Below are 19,567 nucleotides of genomic sequence, written 5' to 3'. Positions count from 1 at the left end.
TGCCATGGACAGCGACGCCCTGACGAAGATTGCCGCGGCAATCGACAGCATGAGGCCGGATTTCGCGGCGTTGAGCGACAGCATCTGGGATCATGCCGAGCTGAAATTCGAAGAGCGGCGGTCTTCGGCGCTGCTGGCGGAGGCTCTCGAAGACAACGGCTTTGCCGTGCGGCGCGGCGTGGCGGGCATGGACACGGCGTTCATCGGGGAGTTCGGCAGCGGCAAGCCCGTCATCGCCTTTCTCGGCGAGTTCGATGCGCTGGCCGGGATGAGCCAGGCCGCGGGCCTCGCCGAGCCGCGGCCGCTTGCCTCGGGCGGCACCGGCCATGGCTGCGGTCACAATCTGCTCGGCGTCGGTTCGCTGATGGCGGCCATCGCGCTCTCGCGGCACCTGAAGGACAGCGGCCTGCCGGGCACGGTGCGCTACTACGGCTGCCCCGGCGAGGAGGGCGGCTCCGGCAAGACCTTCATGGTGCGCGCGGGGCTGTTTGCGGATGTCGATGCGGCGTTGACCTGGCATCCCGCACCCTTCAACGGCGTTCGCTCGACCAACAATCTCGCCGTGCTCGAATATTACTATCGTTTCAAAGGCATCGCCGCCCATGCCGCGAACGCCGCGCATCTCGGCCGGTCCGCGCTTGATGCCGTCGAGCTGATGAATGTCGGCGTCAATTTCCTGCGCGAACACATGCCGCAGGATTGCCGCGTGCACTATGCCATCACCGATACCGGCGGGCGGGCGGCGAATGTCGTGCAGGCACAGGCCGAGGTGCTGTATCTCATCCGCGCGCCGGAAATGCGCCTGGCGCTCGATCTGGCGGCGCGTGTGGAGAAGGTGGCGCAGGGGGCTGCCATGATGACGGAGACCCGGGTGGAGACCGTATTCGATACGGCATCCACCAATCTCCTGCCCAACATCACGCTGGAAACCGCCATGCACGAGAACATGGTGGCGCTCGGCCCGATCGCCTTCGATGAAGCCGACCTTTCCTTCGCGCGCTCGATCCAGCAGACTTTCACGGACGAGGCGATCCGGAGCAGCCTTCGCCTCTACCAGATCAAGGGCGATGTCTTTTCCAATGCGAAGATCGATGGTTCGACGCCGCTGCATCTCGGGCTGCGGGAATTCGAAGGCCAGTCGCATTTCCGCGCCGGCTCGACCGATGTCGGCGATGTCAGCTGGGTCACGCCGACAGCGCAGTGCTGGACGCCAGCCTGGGCGATTGGCACCAACCCGCATACCTGGCAGGTGGTGGCGCAGGGCAAGAGTCCGGCCGCCCACAAGGCAATGGCGCATGCCGCCAAGGTGCTGGCCACGACCGGATTTTCATTGCTGACGTCGCCGCAATTGCTGGCTGCCGCAAAGACGGAATGGGCGGAAAAGACGGACGGCCGACCCTATGTCTGCCCTATCCCGCCGGAGGTGATGCCGGGCGCCGGCCATTAGGCAACCGGAATGCCAAGGCGAGTTGGCTGACGCGCATCCTCGCCTTGGCGCTGGTCGAATTCTCCTGACCCAGCGCGATCATGCGCACAGGTCATGGACGACCTTATTTCGCGGCGGTCGCGTCTTTCTGGTCTTCCAGAATCAGCGCATCGGCTTCTGCCGGCAGGCGGGATTGTTTTTCGGTGGTGTTGACGCTTGCCGTCGTGATCGTCCTGTCGACGTCCGCTTCGGCCGAGCCCTTGGTGTGATAGGCGCAATCCGCAAAGGCGGCGGATGCCGAAAGGCCAAACGCTGCTGCGACTACGAGAACTGTCTTCATGGCATTTCTCCTTCTTCGCTGGTGCACAGCCAGTATGCCTTCACGCGCGATATCGGCGAAATCACGATTTTGTGGTCACCCGGCCCTGAGGAACCGGATCGCCTCGTCGCGGCGGTAGAGATAGAGCAGCGTGCGGATCGCTTCGCCGCGTTCGCCCGTCAGCTCCGGATCGCGCTCCAGCATATAGGCGGCGTCCTTGCGGGCGATCTCCAGCAGGTCGCCATGCGCTTCGAGGCTCGCCACCAAGAAACCCGGCGTGCCGGACTGGCGAGTGCCCAAGAGTTCGCCTTCGCCGCGCAGCTTCAAATCCTCCTCGGCGATGCGAAACCCGTCTTCAGTCTCGCGCAGGATGGACAGCCGCGCCCGGCCGTTTTCGCTGAGCGGCCCCTTGTAGAGCAGGATGCAGCTCGATGCTTCCTCGCCGCGCCCGACGCGCCCGCGCAGCTGGTGAAGCTGGGCGAGGCCGAATCGTTCGGCGTGCTCGATCACCATGATGGACGCATCCGGCACGTCCACACCGACCTCCACCACCGTCGTCGCGACCAGCAGCCGCGTCTCGCCGCTCTTGAAGGCGAGCATGGCGGCATCCTTCTCCGGCCCGCTCATCCGCCCATGCACGAGCCCCGCCGCGTCGCCGAAGACGCTGGCAAGCGTCGCGTGCCGCTCCTCGACGGACATCAGGTCGCTTTCTTCCGATTCTTCCACCAGCGGGCAGATCCAATAGGCCTTCTTGCCCTCGGCAAGGGCGGCGCGCAGGCGCTCGACGATCTCGCCAACGCGCTCCTGCGCCACCACGACGGTCTGAATCGGCTTGCGGCCGGCCGGCTTTTCCGTGAGCTTCGAGACGTCCATATCGCCGAAGGCGGCGAGCACCAGCGTGCGCGGGATCGGCGTCGCCGTCATCACCAGCATATGCGGCGAGATGCCCTTCGCCGTCAGCCGCAGGCGCTGGTGCACGCCGAACCGGTGCTGCTCGTCGACGACGGCGAGCACGAGGTCCTTGTAGGCGACATTGTCCTGGAACAGCGCGTGGGTGCCGATGACGATCTGCGTTTCGCCGGATGCGATGCGGTCGAGAATCGCTTCGCGCTCGCGTCCCTTCGTGCGGCCGGTCAGGACATCAATGGTGACGCCCGCCGGCGCCGCCATGCGCGAGAGCGTCGCAAAATGCTGCCGGGCGAGGATTTCCGTCGGCGCCATCAGCACCGCCTGTCCGCCGGATTCGACCGCCGCCAGCATCGCCATCAGCGCCACGGCGGTCTTGCCCGCGCCGACGTCACCTTGCAGCAACCGCAGCATGCGCTGTTCGGCGGTCATGTCCTTCAGCACCTCGGCGATTGCCGCCTGCTGGCTGTTGGTCAGCGAAAAGGGCAGGGCGTCGATGACCGGGCGGCTGAGCTTTCCGGTCGCAACGACGGGCCGGCCGGCGACCTTGCGCAGGCGCTGGCGCACCAGGGCGAGCGAAATCTGGCCCGCCAGGAACTCGTCATAGGCAAGCCGGCGGCGGGCCGGGGCTTGCGGATCGAGGTCCGTCTCGTCGCGCGGATCGTGCAGGCGGTGGAAGGCATCGAAGGCGGAGGGGAAATCCTGCCGCTGCAACAGAGTCGCCTCGATCCATTCCGGCAGGTGCGGCACCCGCGCGATCGCCGCCTCGACGACCTTGCGCAGCACCCGCGACGTGAGCCCGGCGGTCAGCCCATGCACCGGCTCGACCAGCGGCAGGTTGTCCGCCTCGCCGAGCCGGACCATGTAGTCGGGATGCACCATCGACGCGCGGCCGTTGAACCAGTCGACCTTGCCGCTGACCACGACGGTCTCGTCCACCGGCAGCGCCTTCTCCAGCCAGTTGCCTTTGACCCGGAAGAAGGTCAGCGCCAGTTCGCCGGTCTCGTCATGCAGGAAGACGCGGTAGGGCTGGGTCGATTTGCCGGGCGGTGGCGGCTGGTGGCGGTCGACCTCGCCGGTGATCGTGACGATGACGCCCGGCTGCGCATGGGCGATGCCCGGCTGGTTGCGCCGGTCGACGATCGAGTGCGGAAAGTGGAAGACGAGGTCGATGACCCGGCAATCCTCGATGCTCTCATGGTTCAGCAGGCGCGCGAACAGGTCCCCGAGCTTCGGGCCGATGCCGGGAAGCGAGGAGAGGGGTGCGAAGAGCGGATCGAGCAGGGCGGGGCGCATGACCGGCAAAATCGCCGGAGAAGGACGCTTTGGCAAGGCTGACAAGTGGCTTTTGCCGGTCTATAGAAGCGCCGGATGGTTGAGGTTGTTGGAAAAGGCAGGACGATCATGACGGGAACGACACGCTCGAGCGCCGAGATCGACCCGCGCCGCAAGCGCATCCTGTTTCGCTGCTGGCACCGCGGCATCCGCGAGATGGACCTGGTGCTCGGCAGCTTCGCCGATGCGGAGATCGAGACCCTCGACGAGGCCGAGCTCGACGAGCTGGAGCGCATCATGGCCGAGGAGGACAACGACCTCGTGAAATGGGTGACCGGCGAAAAGCCGGTGCCCGACGCGTTTCGCGACGGCCTCTTCCCGCGCATCGCCGCCTATCGCCCCGATTTTTCGCCGCTCTTCAAAGACGACCGCGCATGATCCCCGGTTTTTCCCCAGAACGCATCGCGGCGGCCGGCCGTCCGCTGACGATCGGCGCCGTGCCGTCGGGCATCGAGCCGCTGATCCTGGCCGACCTTGCCCGCAAGACCGGCCCGATCGCCTTCGTGTTGTCGGACGGCCAGCGCATTCCCGATCTCGAACAGATGCTCGGCTTCGTCGCGCCCGATATTCCGGTGCTGACGCTGCCCGGCTGGGACTGTCTGCCCTATGACCGCGTCTCGCCGAGCGCCGAAGTGTCCGCGCGAAGACTGTCCGCGCTGTCGGCGCTGATCGCCCACCAGAAGATGCCGCATCCGGCGATCGTGCTCGTCACCGTCAACGCCATGCTGCAGAAGACGGCGCCGCGCGACGTCATCGAGAGCCTCGCCTTCTCGGCCAAGCCCGGCAACCAGATTCGCATGGACGACGTCGCCGCCCGGCTGGAGCGCAACGGCTTCGAGCGCGTCGCGACGGTGCGCGAGGTGGGCGAATATGCCGTGCGCGGCGGCATCCTCGATGTTTTCGTGCCGGGCAGCGGCGAGCCGCTGCGCCTCGATTTCTTCGGCGATACGCTGGAGAGCATCCGCTCCTTTGACCCGGCCAGCCAGCGCACGACCGGCCAGGCGCGCAGCCTCAGCCTCAACCCCATGAGCGAGGTGACGCTGACGCCGGAGACGATCTCGCATTTCCGCAAGCATTATCTCGCGGCCTTCGGTGCTGCGACGCGCGACGACGCGCTGTACCAGGCGGTCTCCGAGGGCCGGCGTTATCCAGGCATGGAGCACTGGCTGGCGCTGTTCTACGACGGGCTGGAAACGGCCTTCGACTACCTGCAAGGGTTTCGCATCGTCACGGACCATACGGTGCGGGAATCGGCCATCGAGCGCGCGCGCCTGGTGCGGGATTATTACGATGCCCGCATGGCATCCGCGACGCCCGGCAAGGGGCAGGTGGCGCAGGCGACGCCCTACAAGCCGGTGCCGCCGGGCCAGCTCTATCTTGATGGTGAGCGTTTTGCGCAGGAACTCGACGCGCGCAACGCCATCCGCCTGTCGCCCTTCAACGAACACGAGGGCGAGGCGCGCCACGTCGAGAGCATTGTGGCGCGGCCGGGCATGCGCTGGGCGCGGCCATCGGGCAGTGAGGATGCCGAGGGCGAGCGCGTCAACGTCTTCGACCAGGCGATGAAACATATCGCCGACAAGCGGGCGTCCGGCGCGAAGGTGCTGGTGACGGGCTGGTCGGAAGGTTCGCTCGACCGCCTGTTGCAGGTGCTTTCCGAACACGGCCTCGGCAATGTCGTGCCGGTCGAGAAATTTGCGGATCTCGGCAAGCTGAAGCCGGGCGAGGCGGGGTCTGCCGTTCTCAGCCTGGAAAGCGGTTTCGAGACCGGCGACATCGTCGTCATCGGCGAGCAGGACATTCTGGGCGACCGCATGGTGCGGCGCTCGAAACGGCGCAAGCGCGGCGCGGATTTCATCACCGAGGTTGCCGGGCTCGACGAAGGCTCGATCGTCGTGCATGCCGAACACGGCATTGGCCGTTTCGTCGGCCTGCGCACTATCGAGGCGGCCGGCGCGCCGCATGCCTGCCTCGAACTGGTTTATGCGGATGAGGCAAAGCTCTTCCTGCCGGTCGAAAACATCGACCTGCTCTCCCGCTACGGCGGCGAGGGCAGCGATGCGATGCTCGACAAGCTCGGCGGCGTCGCCTGGCAGGCGCGCAAGGCCAAGCTGAAAAAACGCCTGCTCGACATGGCGAACGGCCTCATCCAGATCGCCGCCGCGCGCCTCGTGCGCCATGCGCCGGTGCTGGCGGCGCCCGAGGGCGTCTATGACGAATTCGCCGCCCGCTTCCCCTATGACGAGACCGACGACCAGGCGAGCGCCATCGACGCGGTGCGCGAGGACCTCGGCGCCGGCCGGCCGATGGACCGCCTCGTCTGCGGCGACGTCGGCTTCGGCAAGACGGAGGTGGCGCTGCGCGCCGCCTTCATCGCGGCGATGAACGGTGTGCAGGTCGCGGTCGTCGTGCCGACCACGCTGCTGTCCCGCCAGCATTTCAAGACGTTTTCGGACCGTTTCCGCGGCCTGCCGATCCGCGTGCAGCAGGCTTCCCGCCTTGTCGGCTCGAAGGAACTGGCGCTGACGAAGAAGGAGCTGACCGAGGGCAAGACGGATATCGTCGTCGGCACCCATGCGCTGCTTGGCTCGTCGATCAAATTCGCCAATCTTGGCCTGCTGATCATCGACGAGGAGCAGCATTTCGGTGTGAAGCACAAGGAGCGGCTGAAGGAGCTGAAGAGCGACGTGCATGTGCTGACGCTCTCGGCGACGCCGATCCCGCGCACCTTGCAGCTCGCCATGACGGGTGTGCGCGAACTCTCGCTGATCACCACGCCGCCGGTCGACCGCATGGCCGTGCGCACCTTCATCTCGCCCTTCGATCCCTTAGTGATCCGCGAGACGCTGATGCGCGAGCACTATCGCGGCGGCCAGAGTTTTTACGTCTGCCCGCGGCTCAGCGACCTTTCGGAAATCCACGATTTCCTGCGCCAGGACGTGCCCGAGCTAAAGGTCGCCGTCGCGCATGGCCAGATGCCGGCCACCGAGCTCGAAGACATCATGAACGCCTTCTACGAGGGCCGCTACGACGTGCTGCTCTCGACGACCATCGTCGAATCCGGTCTCGACGTGCCGACGGCGAACACGATGATCATCCACCGCGCCGACATGTTCGGCCTCGCCCAGCTCTACCAGCTGCGCGGCCGTGTCGGCCGCTCGAAGGTGCGCGCCTTCGCGCTTCTGACGCTGCCGGTCAACCGTACTCTGACGGGGATGGCGGAACGCCGTCTCAAGGTGCTGCAATCGCTCGATACGCTCGGCGCCGGCTTCCAGCTTGCGAGCCACGACCTCGACATCCGCGGCGCCGGCAACCTGCTCGGCGAGGAACAGTCCGGCCATATCAAGGAGGTCGGTTTCGAGCTCTACCAGCAGATGCTGGAAGAGGCGGTGGCCGAGATCAAGGGCGATGAGGAAGTGGCGGACAGCGGCTGGTCGCCGCAGATTTCCGTCGGCACGCCGGTCATGATCCCGGACGATTACGTGCCGGACCTGCATCTGCGCCTCGGCCTCTATCGCCGTCTCGGCGAGATCAACGAACTCGGCGATATCGATGCCTTCGGCGCAGAACTCATCGACCGCTTCGGTCCGCTGCCGATCGAGGTGCAGCATCTGCTGAAGATCGTCTACATCAAGTCGCTCTGCCGCACGGCGAATGTCGAGAAGCTGGATGCCGGCCCGAAGGGTGTCGTCGTGCAGTTCCGCAACAAGCAGTTCCCCAACCCGGCAGCCCTAGTCGGCTACATCGCGAAGCAGGGCACGCTCGCGAAAATCCGGCCGGACCACAGCGTTTTCCTTGCCCGCGACTATCCGACCCCGGAAAAGCGGCTGACGGGCGCCGCTCAGGTGATGACGCAGCTTGCCGGCTTGGCGAAATAAGGCTTACGCCGCGCCGTTGCGCTCCTGCGCCTTCATCGTCGCGATCTCGCGGAAGGCATTGACCAGCACGTCGGGGGACTGCGCGCCCATCACGGCATATTTGTTGTCGATGATGAAGCAGGGCACGCCGGTGACGCCCATGTCGCGCGCCATGCCGATCTCTTCCTTGACGGAATCGACGTCGGCGCCGGCGGAAAACAGGGCGGTCACCACCGCGCGGTCCATGCCGGAGGCTTCGGCAATATCGAGCAGCACGGCGCGGTCGCCGACATTGCGGCCTTCCTCGAAATAGGCCTTGAAGAGCGCGATCGCCGCGCGCTCCTGCACGAGCGGGCCTTCGATCATCGCCCAGCGCAGCAGTCGGTGCGCGTCGAGCGTGTTCGGGCTGATCTTCACCGCGGGGAAATCGAAGTCGATGCCGGCCGCATGGCCGAGGTCCGTCAGCATCTGGTGCGCACGGTCGACGGCGTCGATCCCGCCGAGCTTTTCGGCGAGATGCTTCTTGTGGTCGACGCCTTCGGGCGGCAGGTCCGGATTGAGCTGGTAGGGACGGAACGTCACGGCGACGGCAAGCTCGTCCTTGACGTTCTCGATCGCCTGTTCGAGCCGTTTCTTGCCGAGGTAGCACCAGGGGCAGACGACGTCAGAGACGACGTCGATCGTGATCGCTTCCATCCGGGTTTCCTTTCGAGACGCCGGAAGCTTCCGGCTGCGACGCAATCCTTTCAAGGCATTGCGCCGTCACTTCAACGTTACCGCCGAGATAAGCTTACCGGCCACGGCTTTCAACTGGTTACCTCGAGGTAACCCCAATTCTGGGGATACCCTCTTTATTGCGCCCTCTCGTCCCACCATGCGGGAAGCTGGAAGCCCCAGAGCGGCGTCATCTCCGGCCGCCCTATGTGCTTGTTGCGGGCGATCCATTGCTCGCTGAGGTGATAGAGCGGAACGATATAGTTGCCGGAAAGCAGCATCCTGTCCTGCAGGCGAACGGCCGAGCGGAAATCCTCCGCCGAGCGGGCGGAGAGGATTGCGGTCATGACACGGTCGAGGTCGGGGTCTGCGACACCGGCGAAATTCTCGCTGCCCTCGCGATCGCGCGCATCCGTGCCCCAACGCCGCACCTGTTCGAGACCGGGCGACAAGGACGACAGGAACGCCTTCATGATGACGTCGTAGTCGAAGGTCTGACTGCGGCTCTGGTACTGCGAATCGTCGACGGTCCGGAGGCTGACGCGCACGCCGAGGGCCGCCAGGAAGCGCTGGTAGGCGAGCGCGAGCTTCTCCTGGTCGGCGTTCTGCGTCATGATTTCAAAGGCGAGCGGCTCGCCGGACGCGCCGACCATGCGGCCGTTCTGGATCGAATAGCCCGCCTTCTTGAAATGGTCCATCGCCTGGCGGAGCACCGCGCGGTCGCGGCCCGAGCCGTCGGTTACCGGCAATCGGTAGGTTCCGGCGAGCACGGCGGGATCGATTCGGCTCGCCGCCTCGCCGATGATCTCACGCTCGCGCGCATCGATCGGCACATTGAGCGACGACAGCTCGGAGTTTTGCCAGAAACTTTCCGTGCGCGTGTAGGCGTTTTCAAACAGGGTGCGGTTGACCCATTCGAAATCGAAGGCGAGCGAGAGCGCCTTGCGCAGTTCCGCGTTCTGGAAGACGGGCCTGCGCGTGTTGAAGACAAAGCCGAACATGACGGGCGGAAGCTTCGATTTCACGGCGTCCTTGATGACCGTGCCGGACTGCACGGCGGGAAAATCGTAGCCGCGCGCCCACTTCGTCGGGTTGCCTTCCTGGTAGACGTCGATCACACCCTTCTTGAAGGCCTCGAACAGCGAATTGTCCTGCAGGAAATACTCGACGGAGATCTCGTCGTAATTGTCGAAGCCGACCTTGGAGGGGATGTCCTTGCCCCAATAGCTCTGATCCCGCTCATAGACGATGCGTTCGCCCGGTTTTACAGCCTTGACCTTGTAGGGGCCGGAGCCGAGCGGTAGAGCGAGCGACGACCGGTCGAACGTCTCCACGTCGATCGCGTGCTTCGGCAGGATCGGCGAGAAGGCGATCAGCAGGGGCGCCTCGCGATCACCCTTGTCGTTGAAGGTGAAGCGGACGCTATGCTCGCCGGTTTTTTCCAGCTTCTCCACCGTATTCAGGCGGATGCTGAACGGCGCGCGGCCCTTGTCGCGCATGAGCTCGAAGGTGAAGATCACGTCCTCGGGGGTGACCGGCTGACCATCCGCCCAACGCGCCTTCGGGTTGATGTGGAATTCGATGAAGCTCCGGTCGTCGTCCCATTCCACGCTTTCGGCGAGCAGGCCATACATGGTGAAGGCCTCGTCGCGCGAGCGCACCATCAGCGATTCGTAGACGAGATTGCCGAATTCCGGATCCCACATGCCGCGCGCCGTCGTGCGCATGCTCTTGAGAATGAAGGGGTTCAGGCTGTCGAAGGTGCCGACGACGCCATAGGCGATGCGCCCGCCCTTCTTCACGTCCGGATTGACATAGCTGAAATGCTTGTAGTCCGGGGGAAGGGCCGGGTCGCCGTGCATGGCGATGCCGTGCAGGGGGGCGGCGTGGCCGAGGGGCGCGGTGAGGCCGAGCAGCGAGGCCGCAAGGGCCATCAGGAGTGGTCGCAAGGGTGTCTCCTCGTTGCGATACGGATGATTCTCGCCCATTATACTCCTGCAAATGGGGACGGCAGCGTGGCGGGTGCTGTAAATCGAAAGCAGGCAGGATTTTCGCAAGAAAAGCTGGATATCCGGCGCCGCCCATTGTAACAGGGTTCCCCGAAGCGGGTCATGCAAATGCCTCAATTCGCCGACAGGAGAGCGCACGGCTGACCAAATCGCCCGAGAGTGACCCACGACGGGTCCAGGAGGGGCTTTTTCGCTCCGGCACCGGATTTTCAGGAGACCGAAATCGTTATGATCTTCACATCGCACCTCATCAAGCGGACCGTGCTTTCCGCCTTTGCTGCTTCCGTTGCCGTGGCGGCTGTGCCGTCCGCATCGCTTGCGCAGCAGCAGGCCCTGCCGCCGAAGGGCTGGTTCAAGGTCTGCACCAAGCAGGAAGACAACGACGTCTGCATCGTACAGAACCTGCTGACGGCCAATAGCGGTCAGCTCATCACGGCCGTCGGCCTCATCACGGTCGCCGGCAAGACGAACCGCAAGATCATGCAGGTCTCCGTGCCGAGCGCGCGCCTGGTGATCCCGGGTGTCCAGATGCAGATCGACGGCGGCAAGGGCCTCAAGCTCGACTACGCCATCTGCATGCCCGACAAGTGCGTCGCCGAAGTGCCGCTGACGGACCAGATGATCGCCAGCCTCAAGAAGGGCGGCGAACTGGTCCTGACCTCGGTCAACTTCCAGCGCGCGCCGAACCCGATCAAGATCTCGCTCGAAGGCTTCACCGGCGTGTTCGACGGCGAGCCGATCGAACAGTCGCAGCTCGAAGAGCGCCAGCGCCTGCTACAGGAAGAAATGCAGAAGAAGGCCGAGGAAGCCCGCAAGAAGCTCGAAGACGCCCAGAAGGCTGCCAAGAGCCAGTAAGCGTTTCGCTTCACCAGACACGAAAAACCCGGCCAATGGCCGGGTTTTTTATTGCTTTCATGCTGGTCGCAAGCGGCTAGTGGAAGATGCCGCTTTCCTCTTTCCAGCGATAATGCCCCTGTTCCACGTCCATCAGCGCGCGGACCTGCGGGTGGCGGATCGGCTTGCCGCTTTCGTCCGGCACGAGGTTCTGCTCGGAGACATAGGCGACGTATTCCGTATCCTCGTTCTCCGCGAACAGGTGATAGAAGGGCTGATCGCGCGACGGGCGTATTTCAGCCGGAATAGCGTTCCACCACTCTTCGGTGTTGGCGAATTCGGGGTCGACATCGAAGATCACGCCACGGAAGGGGAAGACCCGGTGGCGGACGATATCGCCGATGGCAAATTTTGCGTTACGCATCTTCATGGCGTACCTACCTTTCTTCCCATATTTGGGTAATTACGCCAAAACATCAATAGTTAGACCTCGTCATACGTCCTTCATGCAGAGGCTTGCGGCGCTTGCGCCTCCAGCCGTTTCAGCGTACCTCGAAAGTCAACGTCTCAGGCGGGTCGGATGGCATGAACAATCAGTGGGGCAGGAGCAGTGGCGGAACGGCGGCAAGCGGCGGCGGCATAGGCGGCATCCTGTTTGCCTCGGTGGTGAGCCTGGCATTGGGAGCGGCCGGCGGCTACGGCGCGTTCCGGATGATGGACGGCGCCGTTCCCACGAACGAAATCGAACAGCGCGACCAGCGCATCAGCGACCTCGCCCGGGAACTCGATGCCCGCGTCGCCCAGGTCGAGGACAGCAGCCAGAAGGCGCAGGCGCTCACTGAGGAGAATGGCAGCCTCAAGCGCCAGATCGAGACCCTGCGCAAGAATTCCGGCACATCCGATGCCGCCGCGGCCCTGGCTGAAAACGTGCGGCTGAACCAGGAAGTGCCCGAACTCAAGAACCAGCTGGAATTGGCCTCTCAGCTCGTCGCCGATGCCGAGGCGTTGAAGAAGCGCGCGGAGGAAACGGTCCGCGATCGCGATCGCCAGCTTTCGCTGCGCAGGGACGATATCGCCCGGCTTGAAAAAGCGTTGGCCGAGGCCCGCAGCCAGCAGAGCACGACGCAAGGTGCCGAGGCGCAACGCCAGGAGGCCGAAGCGGCGCTCCGTCGTGAACTCGAAGAGGCGCAGCGCGCCAAGGACACGATCCAGACCACCGACCTGCCGGCGCTGCGCGACGAGGTTGCCCGGCTGGAGAAGGCGCTGGCCGAGGCCCGCAGCGAGCAAAACACGACGAAGAGCGCCGAGGCGCAACGCCAGGAGGCCGAAGCAGCGCTTCGCCGTGAACTCGAAGCGGCGCAGCGTGCCAAGGATGCGATCGAGACGACCGACCTGCCGGCGCTGCGCGACGAAATTGCCCGGAAAGACAAGGAGATCGCGGCGCTCAAGGCGGGCAACGCATCCCTGACCTCGCGGATCAGCGCGCTTGAGACTGCCGCGCGCTCGGTCACCGTTCCGGGCAAGCCGGACGACGGTGGCGACAAGCCGGTGCTCGACAACAAGAAGCCGACGCAGGTGCGCAATCCGCGCAGCGCCGTGCTGGTCGCGCTGGCGATCGACAACACGCCCGGCCTCGACCGCCTGAGCAGCACCCAGCGCGAACAGCTCGAACAAACGCTGGTCTCCGGCGAATGCGTGACCAAGGCGCTCGACAGCGCCCTGAAGCGCGTGCCGGTGCTGGCGCTGCGCAACCTGATGCGTGACCTCGACAGCGATTGCTAATTCATGCGGCGGCGCGACCGTCGGATTTGGGAAGGAGATTTTCGATGAAGCGATCCGTTCTGGCGGCAGCCCTTGGCCTTGCACTTTTTGTTGGCGGGGCCTCGGCACAGGAATTCGAGCGCAACATCATGACCGGCGGCGCGCAGGGCACCTATATCAAGGTCGGTCGCGACATCGCAGCCCTCGGCGCCGAATGCGGCCTGAAGCTCAATGTCGTGGAAAGCGCCGGCTCGCTGGAAAATTTCGTGGGCGTGCGCAACCGCCGCAACACGCAGTTCGGCATCGTGCAGAGCGACGTGCTCGAATACCTGAAAACCTTCGAGGCGAACGACCCCGAGGTGCAGAAGGCGGTAAAGGGCGTGCGCATCATGTTCCCGCTTTATAATGAGGAGATCCATGTGCTCGCCCGCAAGGATATCGGCAGCATGAAGGATCTTGCCGGCCGGAAGGTCGCCGTCGGCAAGAAGGATTCCGGCACCTTCCTCACTGCCACGCTGATCATGGACATCTTGCAGGTGAAGGCCGGCCAGCGCATGGACATCAACCCGGAGGAGGCGCTGCCAAAGCTGCTTTCCGGCGAAATCGACGCCTTCTTCTATGTGGCGGGCGCCCCCGCTTCGCTCTTCTCCGGCAACACGATCGACAAGGCGAAATTCCATCTCGTGCCGATCACCGAGGCGCCGCTGCTGGCGACCTACACGCCCTCGCGCATCGATGCCGGCACCTATGCCTTCCAGGACCAACCGGTCGACCTGATCGCGGTCAAGGCCGTGATGATGACCTATGACTACGACACCAAGCGCAACGCCTATCACCGCGATAGCTGCAAGACGGTGGCGGATTTCTCCAACCTGATCGTTTCCGGGCTCGACAAGCTGAAGACGACCGGCCACCCGAAATGGAAGACGGTGGACCTGACGGCGCTGCCGCCGGGCTGGCAGGTCGGCGTCTGCGTCAAGGCCGGTATGGCGCTCGACTACAAGCCCGCCTGCAAGGCGGGTGCCGCAACCTCCACAAGCGGCGGCGACGACAGCAACGAAGAGTATCTCAACCTGCTCAAGCAGCGGCTTCAGCCGTAATTTTTCGACGATACGGCAACAAAAAACCCGGCCAATGGCCGGGTTTTTCATTTGAAAACCCTCCCGTCCGAGGACGGGAGGAATTCCTGGGCCGATCAGGCGGAGTAGTACATGTCGAACTCGACCGGGTGCGGCGTCATTTCGTAGCGCATGACTTCGACCATCTTCAGTTCGATGTAGGAATCGATCTGGTCGTCATCGAACACGCCGCCGGCGGTGAGGAACTTGCGATCCTTGTCGAGGCTTTCCAGCGCTTCGCGGAGCGAGCCGCAGACCGTCGGGATCTTCTTCAGTTCCTTCGGCGGCAGGTCGTAGAGATCCTTGTCCATGGCCTTGCCGGGATGGATCTTGTTCTTGATGCCGTCGAGGCCGGCCATCAGCATGGAGGCGAAGCCGAGATACGGGTTGCCCAGCGGGTCGGGGAAGCGGATTTCGACGCGCTTGGACTTCGGACCGGTGCCGAACGGAATGCGGCACGAAGCCGAGCGGTTGCGGGCCGAGTAGGCGAGCAGGACCGGCGCTTCATAGCCCGGGACGAGACGCTTGTAGGAGTTCGTCGTCGGGTTGGTGAAGGCGTTGATCGCCTTGGCATGCTTGATGATGCCGCCGATGAAGTAGAGGCAGGATTCCGACAGGCCGGCATATTCGTCGCCGGCGAACTGTGGCTTGGAGTCCTTCCAGATCGACAGGTGGACGTGCATGCCCGAGCCGTTGTCGCCGAAGATGGGCTTCGGCATGAAGGTTGCCGTCTTGCCATAGGCATTGGCGACCTGGTGCACGACGTACTTGTAGATCTGGACCTTGTCGGCGCTGCGAACTAGCGTGTCGAACTTGACGCCGAGCTCGTGCTGGGCGGCAGCCACTTCATGGTGCTGCTTTTCGACGGTGACGCCCATCTCGGTGAGCACCGTCAGCATTTCGGAACGCATGTCCTGGCAGGAATCGACCGGGGGAACCGGGAAGTAGCCGCCCTTGACGCGCGGGCGATGGCCGAGGTTGCCGGTCTCGTAGTCGGTGTCGTCGTTCGACGGCAGTTCGGACGAGTCGAGCTTGAAGCCCGTGTTGTACGGGTCGGCCTTGTACTTGACGTCGTCGAACACGAAGAATTCCGGTTCCGGGCCGGCATAGACCGTGTCGCCGATGCCCGAGGCCTTGAGGTAGGCTTCAGCCTTCTTGGCCGTGCCGCGCGGGTCGCGGTTGTAGGATTCGCCCGAGACCGGGTCGAGGATGTCGCACATGATGACCATGGTGGACTGCGCGAAGAACGGGTCCATGTGAACCGTTGCCGTATCCGGCATCAGCACCATGTCGGACTCGTTGATCGCCTTCCAGCCGCCGATCGAGGAGCCGTCGAACATGACGCCATCGGCGAACATGTCTTCGTCGACGACGCCGACGTCCATCGTGACGTGATGCATCTTACCCTTGGGATCGGTAAAGCGCAGGTCGACGAACTTGACGTCGTTTTCCTTGATTTGCTTGAGGATATCATTGGCAGTCGTCATTTTTTATAGTCCCTGTGTGTGATGACGAGGTGGAAGCCTTGGCCGAACGGCAAGGCGGGATTAGATGGCGTCGACGCCGGTTTCACCGGTGCGGATGCGGATGACTTCTTCGACGTTGGAGACAAAGATCTTGCCATCGCCGATACGGCCGGTCTGGGCCGCATTGCGGATGGCCTCGATGACGGCCTCCGCGTTTTCGTCCGCCAGCACGACTTCGACCTTCACCTTGGGCAGAAAATCGACGACGTATTCGGCGCCACGGTAAAGTTCCGTGTGCCCCTTTTGGCGTCCAAAGCCTTTCGCCTCGGTGACGGTAATCCCCTGCAGGCCAACTTCCTGAAGGGCTTCCTTCACCTCATCGAGCTTGAAAGGCTTGATGATCGCTTCGATCTTTTTCATGAGAAAATGTCTCTCCGCTTCTCCCGTTTGCGCAGGATTGCGCCTGCTGACCACTTCAAATGCACGTAGCATGCCAACTTGATGCGGAATGTCTGCCAAATCGGATGAAATCCGTTTCTTTCGTGATCCCGCTCGTCATCACGCCGGGATGATGCGGCTTTCCGCGCAAAAGGGCTAGCGAATTCTGCCTAAAATTTGTCACTTTCTGTGCCGTCCAGTCCGCGTGAGGGGCATGCCTCACCATCTCGGGGCGCGAAGCTGCAAATTTGAGCATATCGAATATGCATATGATGAAAAAATAGGCTTTACGCTGCGCCGATCGTCCCGCTTGTCTCGATCATGCCTTTGCGGGCATGGTGGGGCATGCACCAGGAAATCGACACGCTTATCATCACGCCCGCCAATATGGGCCATATTGACCAGGACGCCGCTGCCTCGGGCCTTTCGAGCTACGGCCTGATGGAGCGGGCGGGCCACGCCGTCGCCGCGACGGCGCTTCGCCGTTTTCCCGACGCTTTGCGTTTCGCGGTGCTCTGCGGCCCCGGCAACAATGGCGGCGACGGCTATGTCGCGGCGCGCGCCTTGCAGGAGGCAGGTGCTTGCGTCGCGGTCTATGCTCTTGGAGACCCCGGCGCCCTGAAAGGCGATGCCGCAACCGCCTTCGCGGGCTTCCACGGCCCGGTCGCGCCGCTCTCGAGCTACGCGCCCCAGCCTGGCGACGTGGTGATCGACGCGCTCTTCGGCGCCGGCCTGGCGCGCGATGTGCCGGACGAGGTCGCAAAAACCATCGAGGCGGTCCGCAGGGCCGTGCTTCCCGTGCTGGCGGTTGACCTGCCGTCCGGCGTCGATGGCCGGACGGGGCAGGTGAGGGGCGTGGCCTTCGAGGCCGCCGCCACCGTCACCTTTATGTGCCGTAAGCCCGGCCACCTGCTCCTGCCCGGCAAAACCCTGGCCGGCGCGCTGGAGGTCTTCGATATCGGCATTCCCGGGCGCATCCTTGCCCGGCATGCCGACCATATGCGGGTGAACACGCCCGCGATCTGGCGCCTCGCTTTGCCGCCGCAGACCGGCGCCACACACAAATATGTCCGTGGTCACCTGGCAGTCTTCTCCGGCCCGGCGACGGCAACCGGTGCTGCGCGTCTCTCCGCCATGGCCGGCCTCCGCGCCGGCGCGGGCCTGGTCACGCTGCTCTCGCCCCGTGATGCGTTGCCGGCCAACGCCGCGCACCTGACGGCGGTGATGCTAAAGGCCATCGACAACGAGGCCGATCTTGCCGCATTGCTCGACGACGAGCGCCTGAAAACCTTCGTGCTCGGCCCCGGCTTCGGCGATGCCGGGAAGACAAGAGCCTACGTAAAACTGCTTGCGGAACGGGATCGCCATCTCGTGCTGGACGCCGACGGCATCAGCGCCTTCCGCGACGATCCGGCCGTCCTCTTTTCCCTCTTCGCCGGCGGGCGGCCAAGGCTCGTGCTGACGCCGCATGACGGCGAGTTCGCCCGGCTTTTCCCGGACCTTGCGGCGGACAAGACCCTGTCGAAGATCGAACGTGCCCAAAAGGCGGCGAGCCGCAGCAACGGCGCCGTCATCCTCAAGGGCGCCGACACCGTGATCGCCGCACCGGACGGTCGCGTGCTCGTCAACGAGAACGCGCCGCCCTGGTTGGCAACCGCCGGTTCCGGCGACGTGCTCGCCGGCATGGTCGGTGCGCACCTGACCCAGGGCATGCCCGCCTTCGAAGCCGCCGCCAGCGCCGTCTGGCGCCACGGCGAAGCCGGCCGCATTGCCGGCGAGGGGCTGACGGCGGAGGATTTGCCCGGCGCCATTCAACCTTGGCCGGTTGCTTGAGGGTTTTTGGTGCGGTCGAGAAGACTCGAATTTTCCGACCGGGACCGATCAAGCCGCCGCCTACATGAAATTACGCAAAAACCTCAGCCGGTTAGCTTCTGAAGTTCACGCGCGCCGTTTGGTGCGTTCACCTTACCGGAGGTGATGAAGAAGGCGAAGACGTCGCGGGCTTTCTTGGCGGGCTTGGTGTCTGGGTCGATCTTCGGCAGATCGTCCGGCTCGCCGCCGGAGGCCCATTCCTTCAGCCTTGCCGCCCATTCGTCGAGCGCCTTTGGCGGATAACAGGTCTTGATGTCGTCGGAGCCTTTTTGCAGGCGCGCATAGACGAAATCGGCCGTCACGTCGGCGATCTCCGGATAGTCCTCGTGCTGCGCATAGACGATCGCCGTCTTGTACTTGCGGGCAAGGGCTGCGAATTCCGGCACCAGGAACGTGTCGTTGCGCACTTCCAAGGCATGTTTCAGCGTAAGGCCGTCCAGCTTTTCCGGCAGGAGCTTCAAAAAGCCCTCGAAATCCTCCGGCTCGAATTTCTTCGTCGGGGGGAATTGCCAGAGGATCGGGCCGAGATGATCGCCGAGTTCGGTTAGCCCCTGGGTCAGGAACTTTTCGACGGATTCGCTGCCGTCGGCCAGCACCTTGCGGTTGGTCGTGAAGCGGCTGGCCTTCAGCGAGAAGATAAAACCGTCCGGCACTTCGGAGGCCCATTTGGCGAAGGTTTCCGGCTTTTGCGAGCCGTAATAGGTGCCGTTGACCTCGATCGCCCTCAGTTCACGGCTGGCGAATTCGAGCTGCCGCTTCTTCGTCAGCTTTTCCGGATAGAAGGTGCCTTCCCACGGATCGAAGGTCCAGCCGCCGATGCCGGTGCGAATGGTGCCGGATGTGCTCATGTCTTGCTCTCCTCGACAGACGGGATGGCGGCGCGCCTCAAGCGGGCGCGATGAAGGCTTGCGAAATTTCCTGGAACACCGGCAGGGCCTCCATGCCGGCGCAATGGGCGGAAAGCGCCGGATAGGCCGCCGGATCGATGAGGCCGGGATGGGCCTCGCTCACATGCCGCCAGGCGCAGGCGACGGCGATGTCGGCATGGGTGATGCGGCCGAACCAGAAGTCGCCCGGCCTCGCAGCGCGCTCGGCCTCCAGCGCCGCCAGCACGGTGGCGATCTGCGAGCGGCAGCGCTCGACGAAATAGGCGGACGGCGTTTCGTGCAGGTGCAGCTCGTAGAACAGGCTGACGCTCTTGTCGGCAAAACCGGTGGCGAAGGTCATGATCTTCAGCACCTGCCGCCGCTCCGGCCCGGCCGGCGGCAGCAGGCGCCTTTCCGGCGGCACGAGGCTGTCGAGATGGTCGAGGATGGAATTGCTGTCGGCCACCACGTCGCCGTCGTCGAGCACCAGCGTCGGCACGCGCATCAGCGGGTTGAGCGCCTGCACCTTCTCGCCCTCGCTGAACACCGACCAGGGCCGGTGCTCGAACGGCAAGCCGTAGAGCCGCAGGGCGATGCCCACGCGGCGCACATAGGACGAGTCGTACTGGCCGATCAGGATCATCCG

Annotated in this window: 16 protein-coding genes; 7 read left to right on the top strand and 9 right to left on the bottom strand. The window is 64.2% G+C overall.

Going from position 1 to position 19,567, the window contains the following annotated elements:
- Window positions 1–4: 4 nt before the first annotated feature.
- The gene (locus tag J2Y63_RS26335; protein WP_435268489.1) at window positions 5–1,447 is read left to right on the top strand and encodes a M20 family metallopeptidase; all 1,443 of its coding nucleotides are present in this window, start codon (window positions 5–7) and stop codon (window positions 1,445–1,447) included.
- Window positions 1,448–1,550: 103 nt separating this feature from the next.
- Here the strand turns inward: J2Y63_RS26335 and J2Y63_RS26330 are convergent, their stop codons facing one another.
- Together J2Y63_RS26330 and recG are read right to left on the bottom strand one after the other, a co-directional pair.
- Window positions 1,551–1,766 (bottom strand): hypothetical protein, encoded by a 216-nt coding sequence (locus J2Y63_RS26330; protein WP_256115938.1) that lies wholly within the window; start codon window positions 1,764–1,766, stop codon window positions 1,551–1,553.
- 75 nt (window positions 1,767–1,841) lie between these two features.
- Window positions 1,842–3,947 carry an ATP-dependent DNA helicase RecG gene (recG, locus tag J2Y63_RS26325; protein ID WP_435268488.1) on the bottom strand — a complete coding sequence of 702 codons (2,106 nt, stop codon included), beginning with the start codon at window positions 3,945–3,947 and terminating at the stop codon, window positions 1,842–1,844.
- Between the two features lie 108 nt (window positions 3,948–4,055).
- Here recG and J2Y63_RS26320 point away from each other — a divergent pair, with 108 nt between their 5' ends.
- Both J2Y63_RS26320 and mfd read left to right on the top strand, forming a co-directional pair.
- Window positions 4,056–4,364 (top strand): succinate dehydrogenase assembly factor 2, encoded by a 309-nt coding sequence (locus J2Y63_RS26320; RefSeq protein ID WP_256115936.1) that lies wholly within the window; start codon window positions 4,056–4,058, stop codon window positions 4,362–4,364.
- Window positions 4,361–7,864, top strand: coding sequence for a transcription-repair coupling factor (gene mfd / locus J2Y63_RS26315; RefSeq protein WP_435268487.1), 3,504 nt, complete (start codon window positions 4,361–4,363; stop codon window positions 7,862–7,864). Before J2Y63_RS26320 ends, mfd begins: the two co-directional genes overlap by 4 nt.
- Window positions 7,865–7,867: 3 nt before the next feature.
- Here the strand turns inward: mfd and J2Y63_RS26310 are convergent, their stop codons facing one another.
- Window positions 7,868–8,539, bottom strand: coding sequence for a DsbA family oxidoreductase (locus tag J2Y63_RS26310; protein WP_435268486.1), 672 nt, complete (start codon window positions 8,537–8,539; stop codon window positions 7,868–7,870).
- Window positions 8,540–8,694: 155 nt separating this feature from the next.
- Window positions 8,695–10,491: an extracellular solute-binding protein gene (locus J2Y63_RS26305; protein ID WP_435268507.1), complete on the bottom strand. Its 1,797-nt coding sequence runs from the start codon at window positions 10,489–10,491 to the stop codon at window positions 8,695–8,697.
- Between the two features lie 303 nt (window positions 10,492–10,794).
- On the opposite strand from J2Y63_RS26305, the gene J2Y63_RS26300 reads away from it, so the two are divergent.
- Window positions 10,795–11,421, top strand: coding sequence for an invasion associated locus B family protein (locus J2Y63_RS26300; protein ID WP_256115933.1), 627 nt, complete (start codon window positions 10,795–10,797; stop codon window positions 11,419–11,421).
- A gap of 76 nt (window positions 11,422–11,497) precedes the next feature.
- On the opposite strand, the gene hspQ is transcribed toward J2Y63_RS26300, so the two are convergent.
- Entirely contained in the window at window positions 11,498–11,830 is a 333-nt protein-coding gene (hspQ, locus tag J2Y63_RS26295; RefSeq protein WP_256115932.1) for a heat shock protein HspQ, read from the bottom strand.
- Between the two features lie 155 nt (window positions 11,831–11,985).
- Between hspQ and J2Y63_RS26290 the strand changes: the two genes are divergently transcribed.
- Entirely contained in the window at window positions 11,986–13,182 is a 1,197-nt protein-coding gene (locus tag J2Y63_RS26290; RefSeq protein WP_435268485.1) for a hypothetical protein, read from the top strand.
- 44 nt (window positions 13,183–13,226) lie between these two features.
- Window positions 13,227–14,261 (top strand): TAXI family TRAP transporter solute-binding subunit, encoded by a 1,035-nt coding sequence (locus J2Y63_RS26285; protein WP_435268484.1) that lies wholly within the window; start codon window positions 13,227–13,229, stop codon window positions 14,259–14,261.
- 95 nt (window positions 14,262–14,356) lie between these two features.
- Here the strand turns inward: J2Y63_RS26285 and glnA are convergent, their stop codons facing one another.
- Together glnA and J2Y63_RS26275 are read right to left on the bottom strand one after the other, a co-directional pair.
- Window positions 14,357–15,766 (bottom strand): type I glutamate--ammonia ligase, encoded by a 1,410-nt coding sequence (glnA, locus tag J2Y63_RS26280; RefSeq protein ID WP_256115929.1) that lies wholly within the window; start codon window positions 15,764–15,766, stop codon window positions 14,357–14,359.
- Window positions 15,767–15,826: 60 nt separating this feature from the next.
- The gene (locus J2Y63_RS26275) at window positions 15,827–16,165 is read right to left on the bottom strand and encodes a P-II family nitrogen regulator (RefSeq protein ID WP_003515720.1); all 339 of its coding nucleotides are present in this window, start codon (window positions 16,163–16,165) and stop codon (window positions 15,827–15,829) included.
- Window positions 16,166–16,528: 363 nt separating this feature from the next.
- Between J2Y63_RS26275 and J2Y63_RS26270 the strand changes: the two genes are divergently transcribed.
- On the top strand, window positions 16,529–18,016 hold the full coding sequence (locus J2Y63_RS26270; protein WP_435268483.1) for an NAD(P)H-hydrate dehydratase: 1,488 nt from the start codon (window positions 16,529–16,531) through the stop codon (window positions 18,014–18,016).
- Window positions 18,017–18,099: 83 nt separating this feature from the next.
- Here the strand turns inward: J2Y63_RS26270 and J2Y63_RS26265 are convergent, their stop codons facing one another.
- Window positions 18,100–18,903 carry a DUF72 domain-containing protein gene (locus tag J2Y63_RS26265; protein WP_435268482.1) on the bottom strand — a complete coding sequence of 268 codons (804 nt, stop codon included), beginning with the start codon at window positions 18,901–18,903 and terminating at the stop codon, window positions 18,100–18,102.
- A 37-nt stretch (window positions 18,904–18,940) separates the two neighbouring features.
- On the bottom strand, window positions 18,941–19,564 hold the full coding sequence (locus J2Y63_RS26260) for a glutathione S-transferase family protein (RefSeq protein ID WP_435268481.1): 624 nt from the start codon (window positions 19,562–19,564) through the stop codon (window positions 18,941–18,943).
- Window positions 19,565–19,567: the final 3 nt, after the last annotated feature.

The organism is Shinella sp. BE166 (assembly GCF_051201095.1).
Classification (GTDB): domain Bacteria; phylum Pseudomonadota; class Alphaproteobacteria; order Rhizobiales; family Rhizobiaceae; genus Shinella; species Shinella lacus.
This window is presented reverse-complemented; position numbering and strand designations above follow the sequence as displayed.